Source organism: Alteromonas sp. NFXS44 (assembly GCF_040148705.1).
Lineage (GTDB): Bacteria > Pseudomonadota > Gammaproteobacteria > Enterobacterales > Alteromonadaceae > Alteromonas.
This window is the reverse complement of the sequence record NZ_JAGDEA010000001.1, coordinates 54836-71025: the sequence shown is the minus strand read 5'-3', so window position 1 is coordinate 71025 and position 16190 is coordinate 54836. Positions and strand designations below refer to the sequence as shown.

The 16190-nt window shown below is 47.2% G+C and carries 13 protein-coding genes; 3 read left to right on the top strand and 10 right to left on the bottom strand.

The features are described 5' to 3' along the window. Positions 1-54: 54 nt before the first annotated feature. Positions 55-750, bottom strand: coding sequence for a Crp/Fnr family transcriptional regulator (locus J3369_RS00345; RefSeq protein ID WP_303573185.1), 696 nt, complete (start codon positions 748-750; stop codon positions 55-57). A gap of 286 nt (positions 751-1036) precedes the next feature. Beyond that, positions 1037-3184, bottom strand: a complete 2148-nt coding sequence (locus J3369_RS00340) for a TonB-dependent receptor (RefSeq protein ID WP_349582387.1) — start codon at positions 3182-3184, stop codon at positions 1037-1039. Between the two features lie 263 nt (positions 3185-3447). Between J3369_RS00340 and J3369_RS00335 the strand changes: the two genes are divergently transcribed. Next, positions 3448-4203, top strand: a complete 756-nt coding sequence (locus tag J3369_RS00335; protein ID WP_349582384.1) for an SDR family NAD(P)-dependent oxidoreductase — start codon at positions 3448-3450, stop codon at positions 4201-4203. 1 nt (position 4204) lies between these two features. Here the strand turns inward: J3369_RS00335 and J3369_RS00330 are convergent, their stop codons facing one another. From J3369_RS00330 to J3369_RS00295, 8 genes are all read right to left on the bottom strand, one after another. Beyond that, positions 4205-4936: an SDR family NAD(P)-dependent oxidoreductase gene (locus J3369_RS00330; RefSeq protein ID WP_349582382.1), complete on the bottom strand. Its 732-nt coding sequence runs from the start codon at positions 4934-4936 to the stop codon at positions 4205-4207. Next, complete coding sequence (locus J3369_RS00325; protein WP_349582380.1) at positions 4930-5970, bottom strand: Gfo/Idh/MocA family protein; 1041 nt, start codon at positions 5968-5970, stop codon at positions 4930-4932. Before J3369_RS00325 ends, J3369_RS00330 begins: the two co-directional genes overlap by 7 nt. Next, positions 5963-7333, bottom strand: a complete 1371-nt coding sequence (locus J3369_RS00320) for an MFS transporter (protein WP_349582377.1) — start codon at positions 7331-7333, stop codon at positions 5963-5965. The genes J3369_RS00325 and J3369_RS00320 overlap by 8 nt, the downstream gene beginning before the upstream one ends. Before the next feature lie 53 nt (positions 7334-7386). Beyond that, complete coding sequence (locus tag J3369_RS00315) at positions 7387-9747, bottom strand: TonB-dependent receptor (RefSeq protein WP_349582374.1); 2361 nt, start codon at positions 9745-9747, stop codon at positions 7387-7389. A gap of 205 nt (positions 9748-9952) precedes the next feature. Further along, on the bottom strand, positions 9953-10846 hold the full coding sequence (locus J3369_RS00310) for a DNA ligase (protein ID WP_349582372.1): 894 nt from the start codon (positions 10844-10846) through the stop codon (positions 9953-9955). A 148-nt stretch (positions 10847-10994) separates the two neighbouring features. Beyond that, a complete protein-coding gene (locus J3369_RS00305) occupies positions 10995-11525 on the bottom strand; it encodes a protein tyrosine phosphatase family protein (protein WP_349582370.1) in 531 nt (176 codons plus the stop codon). Between the two features lie 69 nt (positions 11526-11594). Further along, positions 11595-13289: a class I SAM-dependent methyltransferase gene (locus J3369_RS00300; protein WP_349582368.1), complete on the bottom strand. Its 1695-nt coding sequence runs from the start codon at positions 13287-13289 to the stop codon at positions 11595-11597. A 113-nt stretch (positions 13290-13402) separates the two neighbouring features. Continuing rightward, complete coding sequence (locus J3369_RS00295; protein WP_349582366.1) at positions 13403-13831, bottom strand: DUF3010 family protein; 429 nt, start codon at positions 13829-13831, stop codon at positions 13403-13405. A gap of 468 nt (positions 13832-14299) precedes the next feature. Here J3369_RS00295 and J3369_RS00290 point away from each other — a divergent pair, with 468 nt between their 5' ends. Together J3369_RS00290 and J3369_RS00285 are read left to right on the top strand one after the other, a co-directional pair. Then, positions 14300-15100, top strand: coding sequence for a hypothetical protein (locus J3369_RS00290; protein WP_349582364.1), 801 nt, complete (start codon positions 14300-14302; stop codon positions 15098-15100). 19 nt (positions 15101-15119) lie between these two features. Further along, positions 15120-16100 (top strand): IS5 family transposase, encoded by a 981-nt coding sequence (locus J3369_RS00285; protein ID WP_349582361.1) that lies wholly within the window; start codon positions 15120-15122, stop codon positions 16098-16100. Positions 16101-16190: the final 90 nt, after the last annotated feature.

The following is a 16190-nucleotide window of genomic DNA, read 5'->3' as shown; positions in this document are numbered from 1 at the left end:
TAATGAGAAATTGATAATAGTTAAAGAACAGCTATTCTTCCGGAGTTTTTTTACTTACTCGATATTCACAAGGCTGGTGAGGCTTTCAAGATCCATAATGCGGATAGACGTTGGTGAAGGTGTGGTGATCAGCCCGTCTTTTTTAAGCCGGCTCAGCGTTCTGCTGACCGTCTCTACCGTCAGGCCAAGGTAGTCGCCGATATCAGCCCGCGTCATGGGCAGTTCAATGTGCTCAGGCGTAGCACCCGGAATACGCTTCAGGAAATGGGAAATCGCATAGCCCACCCGTTCGTAAGCATTAAGCTGACCGAGCAGATACACCTGATCAAACGTCAGCTGCAGAATCATTGAACGCAGGCTTTTCAGGTTTTGCTTTAACGTGGGAATTTCTTCTGAAAGCTCATACAGCTTCTTTCGCTTAAATTCGTAAGCAGTACTGGGAGTAAGACACTTTATCCCATATTCGTAATGTTCTGAATTCGATAATCCGATGAAATCACCAGCAAACACGAAAGCGAGGATTTGGCGGCGGCCATCATTGGAAATCCGCTCAACCATGGCACAACCTGAGGCCATATTAAACACGCGGTCTGAAGGGGAATGCTGCAAGCAGAGGTATTGTTGCCTGTCCATTAATCTGAGTCTGGCATTTTGCGACAGTACCAGCATCTCATCTGCCGACAATGATTTGAACAACGGGCAGTCATTCTGACGCACGGGAGATTCAGTTGGATGACATAATTGCAACATAAGACATGGCTCCCTATCTTCCGCACAGTTCAGGAAAGATAATTGGCAAACGACTATTCACGATACAATGCAAGAAGCAATAAACGTGCTCTGTTACAAAATATTAACAATATATTTTTGCGAAAAGTCAAATTATCAGATAACGCTCTGATTTAAAAAGATGAATGGCAGATCGTAATATCATTAATATTTGTAAGTGAGGCGCGGCCGGAGACAATAAAGGCCGGTTTGCCCTTCAACAGTGCAACCGGCCGCGCCAGAGTGGTTCACCTGCAGATGTATCGGATTACATCTCGTAAGACAGAGACAAACGCCACGTCATGGGGTCGGCCATGAACCGGGGCTGAACTACGTCGAATCCGAAACCTGTGTACCAATATTTTTCATCGGTGAGGTTTTTGCCTGCCAGTGTTAGTTTCCAGCGATCCACAGCGTAAGATGCATAAGCATCGACCAGTGTCAGCGCAGGAATATGACCGATTTCAGCATTGTCAGAGGTAGAGAAGATATCTGCTTTGCGGTTTACGTTCGCACCAATTGCAAACGTGCCCGGACCAATATCAGCCATGTAATCCAGACCGGTGGCATACTGGAATTTAAAGACATTCGTCATCTGATTCCCAAGCAGAGCCCCGGTAGATTCACCGCCGGTAGCGGCAGTATCAGTGTATTCGCTGTCCTGATAAACACCGTTTGCCCACAGGCTCAGGTTAGAAGTCAGCCGGACCCGCATATCTGCTTCGATACCTTTATGTTCAGCATCGTAGTTTTCGGTAATGAAAGCGCCCTCTGCCGTTACTGACTGTTGCTGAAGGTTGGTGTAATCATTGAAAAATGTGGCAACGTTCAATCTCAGGCGGTTGTCCAGTAGATCCGATTTAACACCGAACTCATAAGCGCTGACTTCCTGCATCTGGAATGCTGTTCCGAGAGCTTCCGATGTTGAAGCCAGTCCGTTATATCCACCGGCTTTAAAACCAACGGTGTAGCTGGCGAACATAAAGAGATTTTTATTTACCTGATATTCCACACCCAGCTTTGGCGTAAATTTACTGAAGTCATCATCGGATACAACGGCTTCACCGGAAAGTGACGCATCGAGGGATTTGTTTTCCTTTGTATAACGACCGCCAACAATAACACTTACATCATCACTGACGTGCAAACTCGCCTGGCCAAATGCAGCATAACTGTCGGTATCTATCGTAAAGTCAGTGTAAGAATCAGCTAGATATATCGAGGACTCAATGTGCTGGTCACCTTCTTCATGAAAATAATAGAGACCACCAACAAAACTCATAAAGCCATCAAACGCATTACCCTGAAGCTGAATTTCCTGCGTGTAGGAATCCTGGTCACTATATGCATCACGACCGTAAAGCTCAATGTAGCCCTCACCAAAGAAGGGATACTCGACACCGCCGGAGAATCCTACTCCCCAGTCATCCTCAAGTGTATTCCAGGAGGTAATCGAAGTGATGATTAAATCAGCAGACAATTCTTTTTCCAGACTCAGACTGACACCCGATTGTTCATCTCTGGTAAACGACTCTTTCGGTGACACGACGCGGTCTAGACTACCTGAACTGTATTCCCATTTATCAGATGGCTTATCCATACTGGACATGTCCACTGCGGAGGCATACATACCGTCACTTTCAAAGTCCGTATAAAATGCCTTCAGGCGTGCAGAAAAATCGTCGCCGACATAGTATAAATCGCCCTGAAAGCCCTTAAACTCCTCAGCGCCTACTTCTTTTTGAAGTGTTTCAGCATACTGGCGGCCGCCGTCACGGTCGCGATACATACCACTAAACCCACCCCGCAAAGTGCCACTCTCATTCAGGCCGCCACTGACTATCAATTTATCGTACTTTTCATTCCAGCGGCCAATACCGGCTTCATTTTTAAAGCGGAATAATTCGTCCGGCGCTCTTGAGATAAACTTAAGTGCACCCGCGGAACTGTTACGGCCGTAAAGCGTTCCCTGAGGACCGCGCAGCACTTCTACCCTTTCTATATCCAGCATTTCAATAAACGATGCAGCAGAGCGGGGCTGGTAAATATTGTCTATGTAGATACCCACTTCGTTTTCAGAAGTAATATTTGCTCCATCGGTTACACCGCCCCCACGAATATAGGGAGCAATACCTGCACTACCGCCGGTAATACCGCGAATGTTCACATTTGGCGCAACCTGTGAAAGGTCTTTGGCATTGTCTATCTGCATGCGCTCCACATCGCTAGCCGTGAGCGCGGTCATAGAAACCGGCGTACTCTGAATGCTCTGTGCCGTGCGTTGTGCGGTTACGGTGATATTTTCAATCGCCAGATCATCAGCCGGCGCTGTTTCCTGCGCCAGCGTCACACCCGTTAGCGGCATTAATACAAAAAGCGTCGCAAGGGGGCGCAGTTTAAATTGGGGATGTTTCATTGTGTTCAGTTCCTTCACTCGTGGCGTTTGCCTTTTCACTCTTATAATTAAAATGATTCGAATGCTCCGGCCGGCTTGCAGCCACTACATTTCTTATTCAGGTTCAACTTGCCTGCTTGTCAGGCGCAGGTTCAGGTGACCGTGTTGCAATCACCTTATAGCCACTTAGAAAGGTGCACTATGACAAATGTCAATCGCTCCCGGGTGGTTATGAGGTAGTGTGAAAGTACGCAAAAGAATGGTTTTTTCTGAAAGGTATTACTATGAGTATTAAGACTTCATGCGCATTAATCACCGGTGCAGCAGGCGGCCTGGGTTCGGCAATTGCAGAAGCTTTTGTTGCGTCAGGCATCAACGTGATCGTGGCTGATATCAATGACGATAAGTTACATGCGCTTAAGGAAAAATTAGGTGAACAGTGCACGAGTATTTCACTGGACGTCACCGATGAAGCCGCCTGGGAAAAAGCTTTCGCCACAGCCGGGCAGCAAGGAACGCCTGTTGACATTGTGGTGAATAATGCCGGTATATTCAGGCCTAATATCCCCTTTGAAGAAATGCCCTACGAAGTGTGGCAACAGCATATGCGGATCAACGCAGATGGTGTTTTTCTGGGATGTAAGCAAGGCATTCTGGCCATGAAAGAAACCGGCGGCGCCATTGTGAATATCGGCTCAGGTATGTCGATTAAAGCGTCTGCGACATCATCTGCCTACTGCGCTTCAAAAGCAGCCGTACTGATGACAACCCGCACTGCGGCGGCCAGCGCTGGTCAATACAATATCAGGGTAAATGCGGTTCTGCCTGGTGCTGTGCCAACAGAGATGCTTAACGGCAACCTGACCGAAGGCCAGAGTGAAGAGGACATGCTGGCTATGTTGCGCACTTATAGCCCCCTTGGCCGTCTGGCAACACCACAAGACATCGCAAATGCGGTAGTTTTTCTGGCAAGCGCTCAGGCACAGTCCATTACAGGCATCTACCTTCCGGTAGACGGCGGAAATATGCCCGGCGCCTGAATTACAGCCACTTGCCGGCGGTGTAGCCACCATCAACAGGGATGCTCGCGCCGGTGATATAAGACGAGAGGTCCGATGCCAGAAAAGCAATGACGTTAGCAACTTCTTCAGGTCTTCCTGCACGCCTCAGTGCATGCAAAGACAGATTTTTTTGCTTCTTCTCCACCAGCGCTTCTTCTTCAAACAGTACCGATGTCATCGGCGTTTCGATAAGCCCGGGGCAAACACAATTCACCCTGACGCCGGTGTCAGCCAGGTCAACAGCCATGCACTTTGTTAACTGTATCACCCCGGCTTTACTCACGCCGTAAGCAACACTGTTGTCTCTTCCTGTTAAACCAAACGTTGAGCCGGTATTAATAATAACTCCGTGACCACGCTCAATCATTGAAGGCTGAACCCATTTACACAACGCTGCCGTTGCATTGAGGTTTAAATCCAGCGAAGCAGTAAAATCTTCCATACTGGTCTCAGCCAGAGAGCCGGTACAACCTCCGCCAGCGATATTGACCAGAATATCAAATGTATGGCCGGCAGACTGAATACTGTCCAATGCATCTTTCAGCGCTGTCGCAGACGTAATATCAACTTCAATGATGGAAGCGTCTTCTGCTGCATGCTTATCCAATCCGGTTACAGTCGCCCCCAGCGCCCGGAAAAGCGACGCGGTTGCTGCACCGATTCCGGAAGCTGCGCCGGTAATCAGGGCTCTTTTACCTGCTAATGTTAACATGGCAGAGGCCCGTCAATTGCGTCAACGCTATTAGCTCTGACTGACTTTCTGACCCTGTTTAGCGTCCGGATCAATCTGGCTGCATCCAGACCTGTCGGACAATAACTCATCTCTCCTTTCACAGCCTTAACAAATTCATCCATTTGATTGTTGAAAAAGCCGGAAAGGTCGTGGCCGCCCATCGAGTGAGGATCTGTTACCCTGCCTGCCGGAGGAGAATAAAGCTCTTCACCATTCCACGTCAGCCATTCGCCATTTCGGATTTCAGCCACACCCTTATCGAAATACAACATTTTGCGGTCAGTGAGGTAAGGCTGATTGTAACTGATATGCAAACTTACCATCCTGCGCTGCGGATAGGTGAGTATGATCATCGCCTCATCTTCCCCTTGCCAGCCACTCTGATGCCGGGCACCTTCAGCATAAACCCGCACAGGGTCATCATCACCCATGACCAACTGAATGAAATCCAGAGGATGCGGCGCAAACATGGAAAGAATGAGGTTTTGCTCAGGCGTTCTTTCAGCCCACCACGGAGCCTGTGGCCCGTCCCAGTGCACGCATTGCGATACCTGAACAGAAAGTAATTTACCGAAGGAAGGAAAGTGCTTCAGCAATTCGTATGTTGCCTGTCCGTGCCTGAAAGTATGCGCGGCGGCCAGTACAAGCCCTTTATTCTTTGCTTCCTCAGCGAGAATGCCGGCCTCATCGACAGTTTCCGTCAGAGGTTTTTCCACCAGGACATGCTTGCCCGCGCGGATCGCAGTTAAAGCCTGATCAAAATGAAGGAAGTTCGGACTGGCTATCAGCACTGCATCAAACCCGTCCCCGGCGATCATTTCTTCATACTGACTGAAAGCGGTACCGCCATACTTTTCAGTTACAGCTTTTGCAGCATCATGATTACTGTCGCATACATGCGTTAGTGTTACCTTGTCACCATGATACTGAATGGCATCAAGATGTGACTGACTGATTCGTCCGCATCCCACCAAAGCCAGTTTTAATTTCGTTCTTGCATCGACTTCAGACATTTTCAACTTCTCCGCCCGTTTCAGGTAATTCTTTTTCCTGAGCGAAGAAAAAGAGAATAATTAATGCAGAACACACTTTTGCCGCCCCGGGAATAAAGGTAAACGAGTAGATAATCCCGGTGATAGCTTCCTGTGACTGCTCAAGACCCTGCTTAGCAGCAGCGGCATCGAAACCCGACAAAGACAATAGCAAACCAATGATCAGCGTTCCCCCTGCTGCTATTCCTGCTTTTTCGATAATTGACCATACAGCAGAATAAATACCGGCCCGGTTTTCACCTTTATTTTCTCTGGAACTGGCAATCGTGTCAGACAGCAAAGAGAGGAAAATCAAACCCCAACCGGAATTAAACAATGCGATGAGAAACCCGAAAATAAAATCAGTCCAGGGAGGCAAGTTAGTAAAGGTTCCCCAGGTAAAGAGTACTAAGCTGTGGGCAATGGCAGCACAGACAAAGGTGCCTTTTTTACCCAGAACCTTTGCAACGGCCACCCAGAAGGGAGAAGCAAACATCACAGCGAATCCCATGACGGTTGTCATCATCCCAATCTGAACCAGAGGTTCGGCGCGTTCCAATCCGTAAGAAATGAAGAAAACAAAGCTGGCGTAGCCGGTGCCCGCCGCAACAGTCATTACCACCGCAGCGGCACACAGCACGATGAAGTTTCTGTCTGAAAAAATCTTCGTCATTTCTTTAAACGGCATAGGAGGCGCAGCATTCTTTTTATCGGGAATACTGGACGCGAAATGCCAGGCAATTAGCAGACTGACCGAACAAATGATGCCCACCAGCGCAATAGACCATAGATAAGCAGCGCGATCTCCTCCCAGGGTATGGATAAGCACAGGAATACCTGCGGATCCCGCAAGCAAACCTACCCCCACATAAGCGTGTTTCCACGCCATCATTTCTGTGCGCTCTTCTTTGCTATCCGTCATCTCTGCGAACTGAGCAAGAAAAGGAACAGAGAAGGTAGAGAACACTGCCATATAAATGCAAAAAGCCGTGAATATCCAAATGGACTGCATGGTTTCAGACATGTCAGGCAACAGAAACGGCCCAATCATGGCAAAAGGTGCGGCAATAGCACCAACCAACAGCCAGTGACGTCGGGGGAATTTAAGTGCGTATTTGTCTGATGCTACCCCTGCCAGTAAATCGAATACCGCACCGAAAAACACCTTTGGAACAAATATAGACGCCCCGGCTATAGCGGGATCTATCCCCATTATATTGGCCAGGTAATAAAGCAAAAGCAGTGACGGCGCGTCCCTGAACAATTGCTTTGCAATCTGCCCCACACTAAAGCCGGCTTTTACCTTCATACTTAGCTGCGGAGCTACATCTTTAACGAAGTTCATAGGCCAGAACCTCCCGAATCATTAAGTATTTCATACTGCTGTTCTGTTCCTGCTTATTCATAGAAAGAGTACTTAAACTGGACGCCGAAAGTACGGGGGGTTTGCAATCCCATCACCACAGCTGAATTAATGTTGAAGTACGAGAATGCGGGGTCGAAGGCATAGTAGTCGTAGGTTGACGTATACTCATCGTTGTCGAAAAGGTTATTGACGTAAACCTGTACGTCTACGTTTTCCACCGTCACGCCGGCTCTGAGATTAACCTTTGTAACAGGCTCAGTTTTCATAAAGTTGGCCTGATTGGTCCACTGGCCGCTCTTATAAATAATGTCAGTACGGAAGAAATAATCGTACTCGTTGCCAATATAGCCGTTGTATTGAACACCCAGATTACCCGACACTTTTGAAACCGCCGGCTGTTCGTTTCCGGAGTAATCAGTAACCCCGGACAAAGCCGACAATGTTGCATCGGTATAATTTTGTATATCAGAGCCGGTATAGGCTGCCGCAAAATTAATTCTGATGTTTTCTGTTGCCGCCCAGTTAGATTCCAGTTCAACACCATAAAGGTCGACACTACCCGAGTTAGCAATGCCTTCGAGAGAAGAAGCGACATCTGAGCCGGGTTCAGAAAAAACGAAATACCCCTGGTTAATTTGTTTAGTCCATTCAGCAAAATAAGTGGCAACCGCATAAGTCAGCGAGCCATCTACCGCAGTACCCTTCACACCCAGTTCAAAGTTGTCGACTTCTTCAGGCTCAACAACCAGATTAATGCCAACACTTGCAGCCTGCTCACGACCGTAATCGGATAAGGCAAGCAGACCTAAGTTGAATGCTGACGGATTCACACCTTTCGAGTAACTACCGTAAAGCAACATGTCTTTACTGGCTTTGTAATCGAGAATGATGCGGGGAAGGAAGTTGTCAAAACTCTCAGATGCCAGTTCAGAATCGGTCACCGTGTCGATGGCGGTAATTTTATCTCTTTGCAAACGTCCCTCGACGCTTAACGTCATACTCTGCGTAAAATCGTAACTGCCACCAAAGAATATCCCGGAAGTTTCAGCGTTATTCTGGCCTCTTGGCGTAACGGCAGCAGGGACATTATTAGAAATAACCGGTGTCTGCGTACCGTCATTCTCCCCCTTCAGATAACTTAGACCAACCGTACCGGAGAAATCACCACCGCCGTCGTAAGTCAGTCGCAGTTCCTGTGAGAAGTCTTCAATGAGCCGTTCGACAATAAATGCGTAGTTGAAGAAGGATGCTCCGAAATGGTCGAGATCATTCATTAAAATCCATTCTTCTTTGTTATAACCTGTCAGTGAAGACAGTACAAAATCTCCGATTTCCCAGTCTGCAACAATATGTCCATGCTTGAAATCTCTGCTCATTCCGTAATTGTCCAGCATACTCGTGGGAACAATCCGGTTATCTGTTACTCCTGACATAAGGGCTTTCAACTCATCGGTAGACTCGGTGTTGTAAGTGAACGGATCAGCCTTTACCGGAACAGAGCAAAAATAGGGGTTATTGTTAATAACGCAGGTTGGTTGCCCCTGAACGACAACATTTCCTTCCGGGTCAGTAATGTCATAAGCAGATAAAAACGCAGAAGCAGCGGGGCCGTCATCGTCAGACGACACAAAGCCAAAAACCTTGATAGTCAGTGAGTCAGTCGGTGTAGCCTCAAGAAAGACATTCGCCATTGTCGTTTTTTGATCGCCCAGAGTGCCCCCATCCTCACCGGCATTATCCCACGGGCCTTCCCGTTCATAGGTTTCTCCGGAAAGACGGAATGACAACTTGTCTTCGATAATAACGCCTTCAATATCGCCGCGAAGTCTGTAGTAATCAAAATTCCCCAATGTTCCCTCGACTGAGCCAGCCCACTCCTGATTCGGCGACTTATTAACAACATTCAGCGCCCCGGCAAACGTGTTCCGCCCAAAGTAGGCACTTTGAGGACCACGGAGTATTTCTATCCTTTCCGGACTTCCCACCGATGAAACAGCCGTCGTTGAAGAAACCGGTACTCCATCAATAAACATAGAAGCAGTTGTTGATGTGCCGCTGCTTGGGGAGAAACCTCGTAATGTAAATGTCTGAACGGTACGGTCTGTTTTACCCGAGCCGTTATTAGTAATATTGAAACCGGGTGTTTGATCAGCAATATCCTGGATCTGAATCACACCGCGTTTCTCAATGTCATCAGAGATTAACGCCGTTACCGCGACGGGAACATCCTGAAGACTTTCAGATCGCTTACGCGCTGTTACCTGAATTTGCTCAATCTTGTTGGCTGAGCTTTCCTGTGAATTTTCCTGCGCGCTGGCCGGTTGGTAAATTAGACCTGTTAATGTTGCGAGATAACTTAATCTTAGTAAATGTTGTGGTGCACTTGCTCTCATTATTCATTCCTTTATCAGCGATCTCACAGATATAAATCCGGCAAGAAATACACGCTTTAGCCTTTAGTATAATTTTCACTTTTATGAAATCACTGCTACATAAGTTAGGAAATGATATTTATCAATGCGGTTTTTTCAGTCGGGAAACTTCACCGGCAAATGAGCCGGAATGCACACGCTAAATCTACAATCAGGTTCTTCTTAATTACTTTTCAATTAAATCGAAATTACTTTGCCAGGGCATATCCTTGTCCGGCCTCACCCTCATAAAACTGGCAAACCTCGGCAGCCCTTTTTGTGTTCTGCCGTAGAATTTATACGTGATCCAACTACCCACCGGTGGCGGACTGGCGCGATCGGCATCGCTCAGGCCACTGCCTACTTTGAAAATCAGGCCATCCCGGCTTTGCACGATGAGCGAGCCGGTCAGTCCTGCATATTTGCCTTTCCCTGCCACATAGCCAATCACTTTTGCTTCATCATCCTCATGACGTTTCAGTTTCAGCAGCAACTCACTGCGACCATCTTTATACAGGGCCTGCCTGTGATGCAGCATAAGCCCTTCACCGCCCGCATTAACGACCTCATCCAGCCTTTGCTCCAAAGTTGCAGCAGTAGCCATCTGCTCCTGAGGCACAGCTTTAAGCGCAGTACTGTTTGTGCTGGCCACCAGCTTATTGATTAGTTTTACCCGCTCAGCAAAGGGCTTTGCAGAACCCGGCAAGTCGAACACCATCATGCTGACTTCCTGCCACCGTTCATCCTGCGTTTCCCGCAGTACTATCGATGTAATATGCTGAAAATCATCACGCTTCGTCCACAACTCCCCGTCCAGCGCCTGCGCCGGCCAGTTCGCTGTAAACCATTCAGGCGCATGTATTTTATTGCCGTTTCGCGTTTTCAGTTCTGTACCCGTCCACCGGGCCCGGACGCCATCCAGTTTTTCACTTACCAGGTAATTTTGAATATCAATCGAATCTGAATACTGTGAAGCGAGTTGCAAAGACATCTTTTCTTCCTCAGCAGACTTATTTGCCAGCGCAGCAGCAGAGAAGACAGTGACAATCATAAGCAGAAAAGCACGGGCGGAATGTGTCATTCAGGTAGTCCGGTAAGGTAAAAGACTCAGACTACAGCGCGGCCCCGATAAGAAAACCGGGCTTACGGGCAGATTAGGAACGGGTTTCAGAGTGTCTTAAAAAAAGGGACGATGTGGAAGGCGCATTTGATGAAATGCGCCCCGGCATTCAGCTTACCTGATAATGCGCTTTAACGGTGTCGATGAAAGCCTGCCAGGTTTCATTAGGTTGCCAGATGGCATCCAGGTCTGCCTTCGCCTTAGCTTCAGGCTCGCCCAGTTGGGTGACGCGGTACAAATAGGTAAACACAGCGCCACGCCAGTTCAGTTTACAATGGGTCAGCGTTGTTCCTTCCCGGCTCTGTGCCTGTTGCATATAACCCACGTACTCCTGAAAATTTTCCAGCGTCGGGTTATCCCACACCACCTGCACATTTTCATACGCCAGACCAGTATTCAGAACAATTTCCCGCTCCTCACTTCTGTCACCGGGGATCAGGTCAATCACAGTGGTAACGCCCTGCGCTTTGAACACATCAAAATGAGGCTTTGACGGCAGGCCGGAACTCACCATATTTTCAGTATTTACCTGAAAATTCTTCAGCGGCGGCAGCTTTTCAAAGTTACTGTTGTCAGCAGCCTGAGCAAATGTAGTAAACATCAGAGTAGTCAGTAGTAACAGGTGTTTGAATACGTTCATCGTTCCCTCGCTGGCGCATGGTTCGGGCGGCTTCAGTAAGCTCACTATAGGACTTAACGCCGCGCCGTACTACCATTCTTTTAGTTGCTGGAAATCTCTTATTCTGTCCCGTTGCATCACCATGGCTTCGAATACGTCTGAGAAACTGCGGTTTGCGGCACTTAAATTAGGAAGAGACAGGTTCGCCTGAATAAAAAACTCATCAGCCTGATCCTGCCACGCCTGCTCCCACCATCCGGTAATGACATGCCGGCTATTCATCATCCGCAAACTCGTCGGTAACTTATCGGATTTTTCAGCATTTATCTTTGATTGTGCCGGTAAAAGATTCCAAAGATCGTTATTAGGCCAGCGTGCAAAAGGCATTGCGTGATCGACAGCGTAGCTGTTTATCATGATAGCCTTGCGGGACCAGCAGCATTTCACTTCTTCCTTCGTCAGCAACTTGTCCACGCGGCCCCTGACTCTGGCTGTTGTTCTGACAGGATCTTCCCAGGCTAGTGCAAGGAGTAAATCTCCTTTAGAGACCGTGCGGTTTTGTCTGATCATGTAGCTTTCCATCAGCGCTACCCATTCATTCACCAGCGACGGTTCTATCCAAACGCTGAACCGTGAAAGGGAATCCCAGATGCGTTCAGGCACATAGAATTTACCTACAGATGCAAAATAAGCCCCGTCGAGTGACAGGTAGTCCTTAACACGGGGATGGTTAAGAGTGACATGAAATACACTGTCTTTTGTGCCGGGAAGCCTGATGTATCTGGCCGGCATATCTCTGATAACGGTGGCCACATCCTTTATAGTGCGATGAACAGCACGGGCACTCAGAGGGTCTGAGAAGTTCGCCCCGACATACAAATCATTGCCGGAAAATGAAGCCAGTTTTTCCCAGCCATCTTCTTTCAGGAATCCGGGCTTTTTAGCCGGGTCGCTGTTCTGCGGTAGATTAAAATGATCGAGGAGAGGCTTAAATAACCGGACCCAATACAACGCCACCAGTCCCGCCGGTAATACAACATACCCGTCGGTACGGTCGATAACCGCTCCGGGGTGGCCTTCGGCTATTCTGAGCAGGGTTCTGAGTAAGGCGACTTTGTATGTCGACGACTTACTGTCGTTTACGATGATATTTCGAAGTAACGGAAATGCACCGGAGCCGTCGTCCGGTAGCGTGAGTACCACGGTTTCCCATGTTACGTCGCTACGTCCAAGTTCATCAGGTTTTGCTTTTTTGTTCAGCAGCCTGAAGCTTAATCCAAACCGCTTTGCCAGCGCTGACAGTTCATCTGCGGAAACCGGATACATTGTGCGCCCGTCATCACCTGCGCCACCATGGCGAAGAGAGATAACAATTTTGCCATTAGCTTTTAGCAGACCACTGACTTTGCGCAGGCAGCGCTCCCGCTCAGAAGGCACAATGTGCATCCAGACCGCGCTGAGTAAGATAAGATCGAACCGGGCAGACAGGTTAAACACTTTTTTGAGTTCCGGCAGACTGTCATCCAGCCAGTGAACAGGTTGATTTACGGCATAGTGTTGCGCCTGCTCGCGAATGCCGCCGGCAGGCTCAACTGCAACAACACTTAACCCTCTGGACGCCAGATAGCGTGCATCACGACCGGAACCGGCACCAATATCCAGCGCAAAACCCTGTTGCGGTATTTCTTCCAGCCAGTCCTCATGCACCTGTTCGAAAGACACACTATTGTACTGCGCAGTCAAACGCTCAGCATGCTTCGAATAATAGGTGATGTTGTCAAACAAGCAGCGTTTCCTTCGCCGGCCATTTGCAGGATGCAATTGAATGAAACAGGTATATCAGCAAGGCGGGTTTGGCACAAGGGAGAGATACTCAGCAAACTGGCCTTGCGGGAAAACTACAGGTGTTGACTCATGTAGGCCAGAGCAGTTTCAAATGCTGACTTCTGGAATCCTTTTAAACCAGTCTCGCTGAACTCTACGTACATCTGACTATCTTTTAATGCTGCTTTAATTTCGGTCGGCGGCATTATGATAACCTGCACCCCGCTCAGTAATTCCAGCACCGCCTCCAATTTGAAGCCAATAGCGCCACCGGCAAACTTGCCCTTCATCGGACGCTGGCGGATAACGATTATTTCGATTTTGTAATCCTGCACCAACTGAGCGAAGGATTTTTGGAAATACTTAAGCTCATGGGCGGTAGCGGCTTTTTGCAGGCTCAATTTACGAGTGCGGCAATCAGGGAGTCTGAACATATCGTTCTCAAGATTCAACAGGGCAATGTTTGCATCATTTCCCGCCAGTTCTACACCACATACACGCATTACAAAACTCCACCTTAAAGTACCGAACCGGAGTATACCGGATTTACTGACTTATCGGCTGGTTTTTCTCTTTATAGATGACTTTATTTTAGCTAATTTCTTGATCTAACGGCCGTCAGGGAAACCTCTAATGGTGCTGTTCTGTCCTTTCTGAATCGCTAGGAATTAACAAGAAGAATCCCTCCTGCACTCTCGTTTCATGGAAAGGTCAAATAGAACGACGACAAGTTTGTGACCATTTATCCGAAAATAAGCAAACCTACACGCCGCACCACTACTTATTCACAAAAATGATGATGGCTGATATAGCTATGATTGAAATAATGGAGTTACATCTAGGTAGTCCATCCGATAATATACCTAGATACACATTGTCACCTGCACGTAATGCTTAAATGACCACTTAGTGTAAAATTACTTTTGATTTAATTATGATTAACTATTATCAAGACCAAAAAGGAAATTATCTTGAAAATGAAATTATTTGTAAAATTTTTATTATTTTCGTTATTTTGCCTTTCGACTAACGCCGAGCCAATTGAATCCAGCGACTTTAATTTTTTATTAAAAAAAATAGTTTATTTAGAACATGAAGCAAATATTCTAAGGGAACACTTAGCACTTGGAGGCGCATTTGGAGGAGCAACCAAAGACGCACCATCGATACACTACAGAACTGAAGAATTAGACAGCATTAAAGAAAGGCTATTTAAAATTGAAAATGAGATTAGATCTGGTAAATTCTCATCAAAACAGGTATTAGAATTAGAAAAAAAATTAGCAGACAGCAAAATAGCGCAACTAGTTATAAAAATTGATTCGCTCAAGGCAGAATGGCAACGTGATGACGAAGCAGCAATAAATGAGGCTACTGATAGAGCCTATGAAGAAATGGTTAGCTATTACATGTTCGCCATTGCTGTTATTACGCTCATCTCCACCGCTATTTTCTTTGTTTTAGAGAACAGAAATAAGAAACTGGTAGATAAAAAAATTGCTTCAGAGACTGCTATTCAATATGAACAAATATTTGATACGTGGTTAGAGCAGAAGAACAATGCCAGAGAAGATACCTACAGAACTTCCCTTCTATATTCAAATTTGGCCCTTAATATTTATCGCACAAAATTCTTAGTTACCCAACTCCCAACAGAATTCGGCCAACATACAAATTCAGCTATCACTACCAATGAATCGGATAGGTTCGAACCCTTATTATTAAGGAAGATGCGAATAAGTCCCCGATGTGAGATCATAGCAGTACAGTAAATCACAGCCATAAACGTCTATGAGTCACCAGTTAACCTTTGCCGATAGCGAGTTTTCTAGCAAACGCCGCCAGACGAGAAAAGAGATTTTCTTATCCCGGATGGACAACCTGTTGCCGTGGTCTCAATTGCTGGACGTGATAGAGCCATTCTACCCCAAGGCGGGAAATGGCCGCCGTCCGTATGCGCTTGAGACCATGTTTCGCATTCATTGTATGCAGCAATGGTATAGCCTTGGTGATGAAGCGATGGAAGATGCGTTATATGAAATTGCTTCGATGCGTCAGTTTGCGCAACTGTCACTGGATAAAGCCATTCCTGAGCGCACTACCATTATGAATTTCCGGCACTTGCTGGAAAAGCACAAGCTGACTCGCAAATTATTCAAAACGGTCAACCAATGGCTGTCCGACTGCGGTGTGATGATGACGCAAGGAACATTGGTGGATGCCACGATTATTGAAGCCCCCAGCTCCACTAAAAACAAAAAGAATGAGCGAGACCCGGATATGCATCAGACCAAGAAAGGCAATCAATGGCATTTCGGCATGAAAGCCCATATTGGTGTGGATGCCAAGAGCGGTCTGACCCATACATTGGTAACCACCGCCGCCAACGACCATGACCTGAATCAGATGAAGAACCTGTTGCATGGCGATGAGGAATTCATCTCTGGCGATGCTGGATATCAAGGCGCAGAGAAGCGTGAAGAACTTAAAGAAAAGGATGTGGAATGGCTGATTGCTGAGCGTCCCGGAAAAGTTCGGGCACTGAAAAAGCATCCCCGCAAAAACAAAACTGCCATCAACATCGAATATTTAAAGGCCAGCATTCGGGCGAAGGTAGAACACCCGTTTCGCATCATCAAATGCCAATTTGGTTTTATCAAAGCACGCTATAAAGGGCTGATGAAAAATGACGCACAGTTAGCCATGCTATTCACCTTGGCGAACCTGTTTAAAGTAGACCAGATGTTACAACGACAGCCAAGATCGGTCTGAAATCCGGGAATAGCCCGGAATAAGGCCAAAATCCGGCCTAAAACGGCAGTATATTGACCGAAATTGAAAATTTAGCGTTCGAAATTTAAG

What these genes read in the sequence shown, in the direction of transcription:
- J3369_RS00345 (WP_303573185.1), bottom strand. Translation starts at nt 750, where the DNA reads ATGTTGCAATTATGTCATCCAACTGAATCTCCCGTGCGTCAGAATGAC.
- J3369_RS00340 (WP_349582387.1), bottom strand. Translation starts at nt 3,184, where the DNA reads ATGAAACATCCCCAATTTAAACTGCGCCCCCTTGCGACGCTTTTTGTA.
- J3369_RS00335 (WP_349582384.1), top strand. Translation starts at nt 3,448, where the DNA reads ATGAGTATTAAGACTTCATGCGCATTAATCACCGGTGCAGCAGGCGGC.
- J3369_RS00330 (WP_349582382.1), bottom strand. Translation starts at nt 4,936, where the DNA reads ATGTTAACATTAGCAGGTAAAAGAGCCCTGATTACCGGCGCAGCTTCC.
- J3369_RS00325 (WP_349582380.1), bottom strand. Translation starts at nt 5,970, where the DNA reads ATGTCTGAAGTCGATGCAAGAACGAAATTAAAACTGGCTTTGGTGGGA.
- J3369_RS00320 (WP_349582377.1), bottom strand. Translation starts at nt 7,333, where the DNA reads ATGAACTTCGTTAAAGATGTAGCTCCGCAGCTAAGTATGAAGGTAAAA.
- J3369_RS00315 (WP_349582374.1), bottom strand. Translation starts at nt 9,747, where the DNA reads ATGAGAGCAAGTGCACCACAACATTTACTAAGATTAAGTTATCTCGCA.
- J3369_RS00310 (WP_349582372.1), bottom strand. Translation starts at nt 10,846, where the DNA reads ATGACACATTCCGCCCGTGCTTTTCTGCTTATGATTGTCACTGTCTTC.
- J3369_RS00305 (WP_349582370.1), bottom strand. Translation starts at nt 11,525, where the DNA reads ATGAACGTATTCAAACACCTGTTACTACTGACTACTCTGATGTTTACT.
- J3369_RS00295 (WP_349582366.1), bottom strand. Translation starts at nt 13,831, where the DNA reads ATGCGTGTATGTGGTGTAGAACTGGCGGGAAATGATGCAAACATTGCC.
- J3369_RS00285 (WP_349582361.1), top strand. Translation starts at nt 15,120, where the DNA reads ATGAGTCACCAGTTAACCTTTGCCGATAGCGAGTTTTCTAGCAAACGC.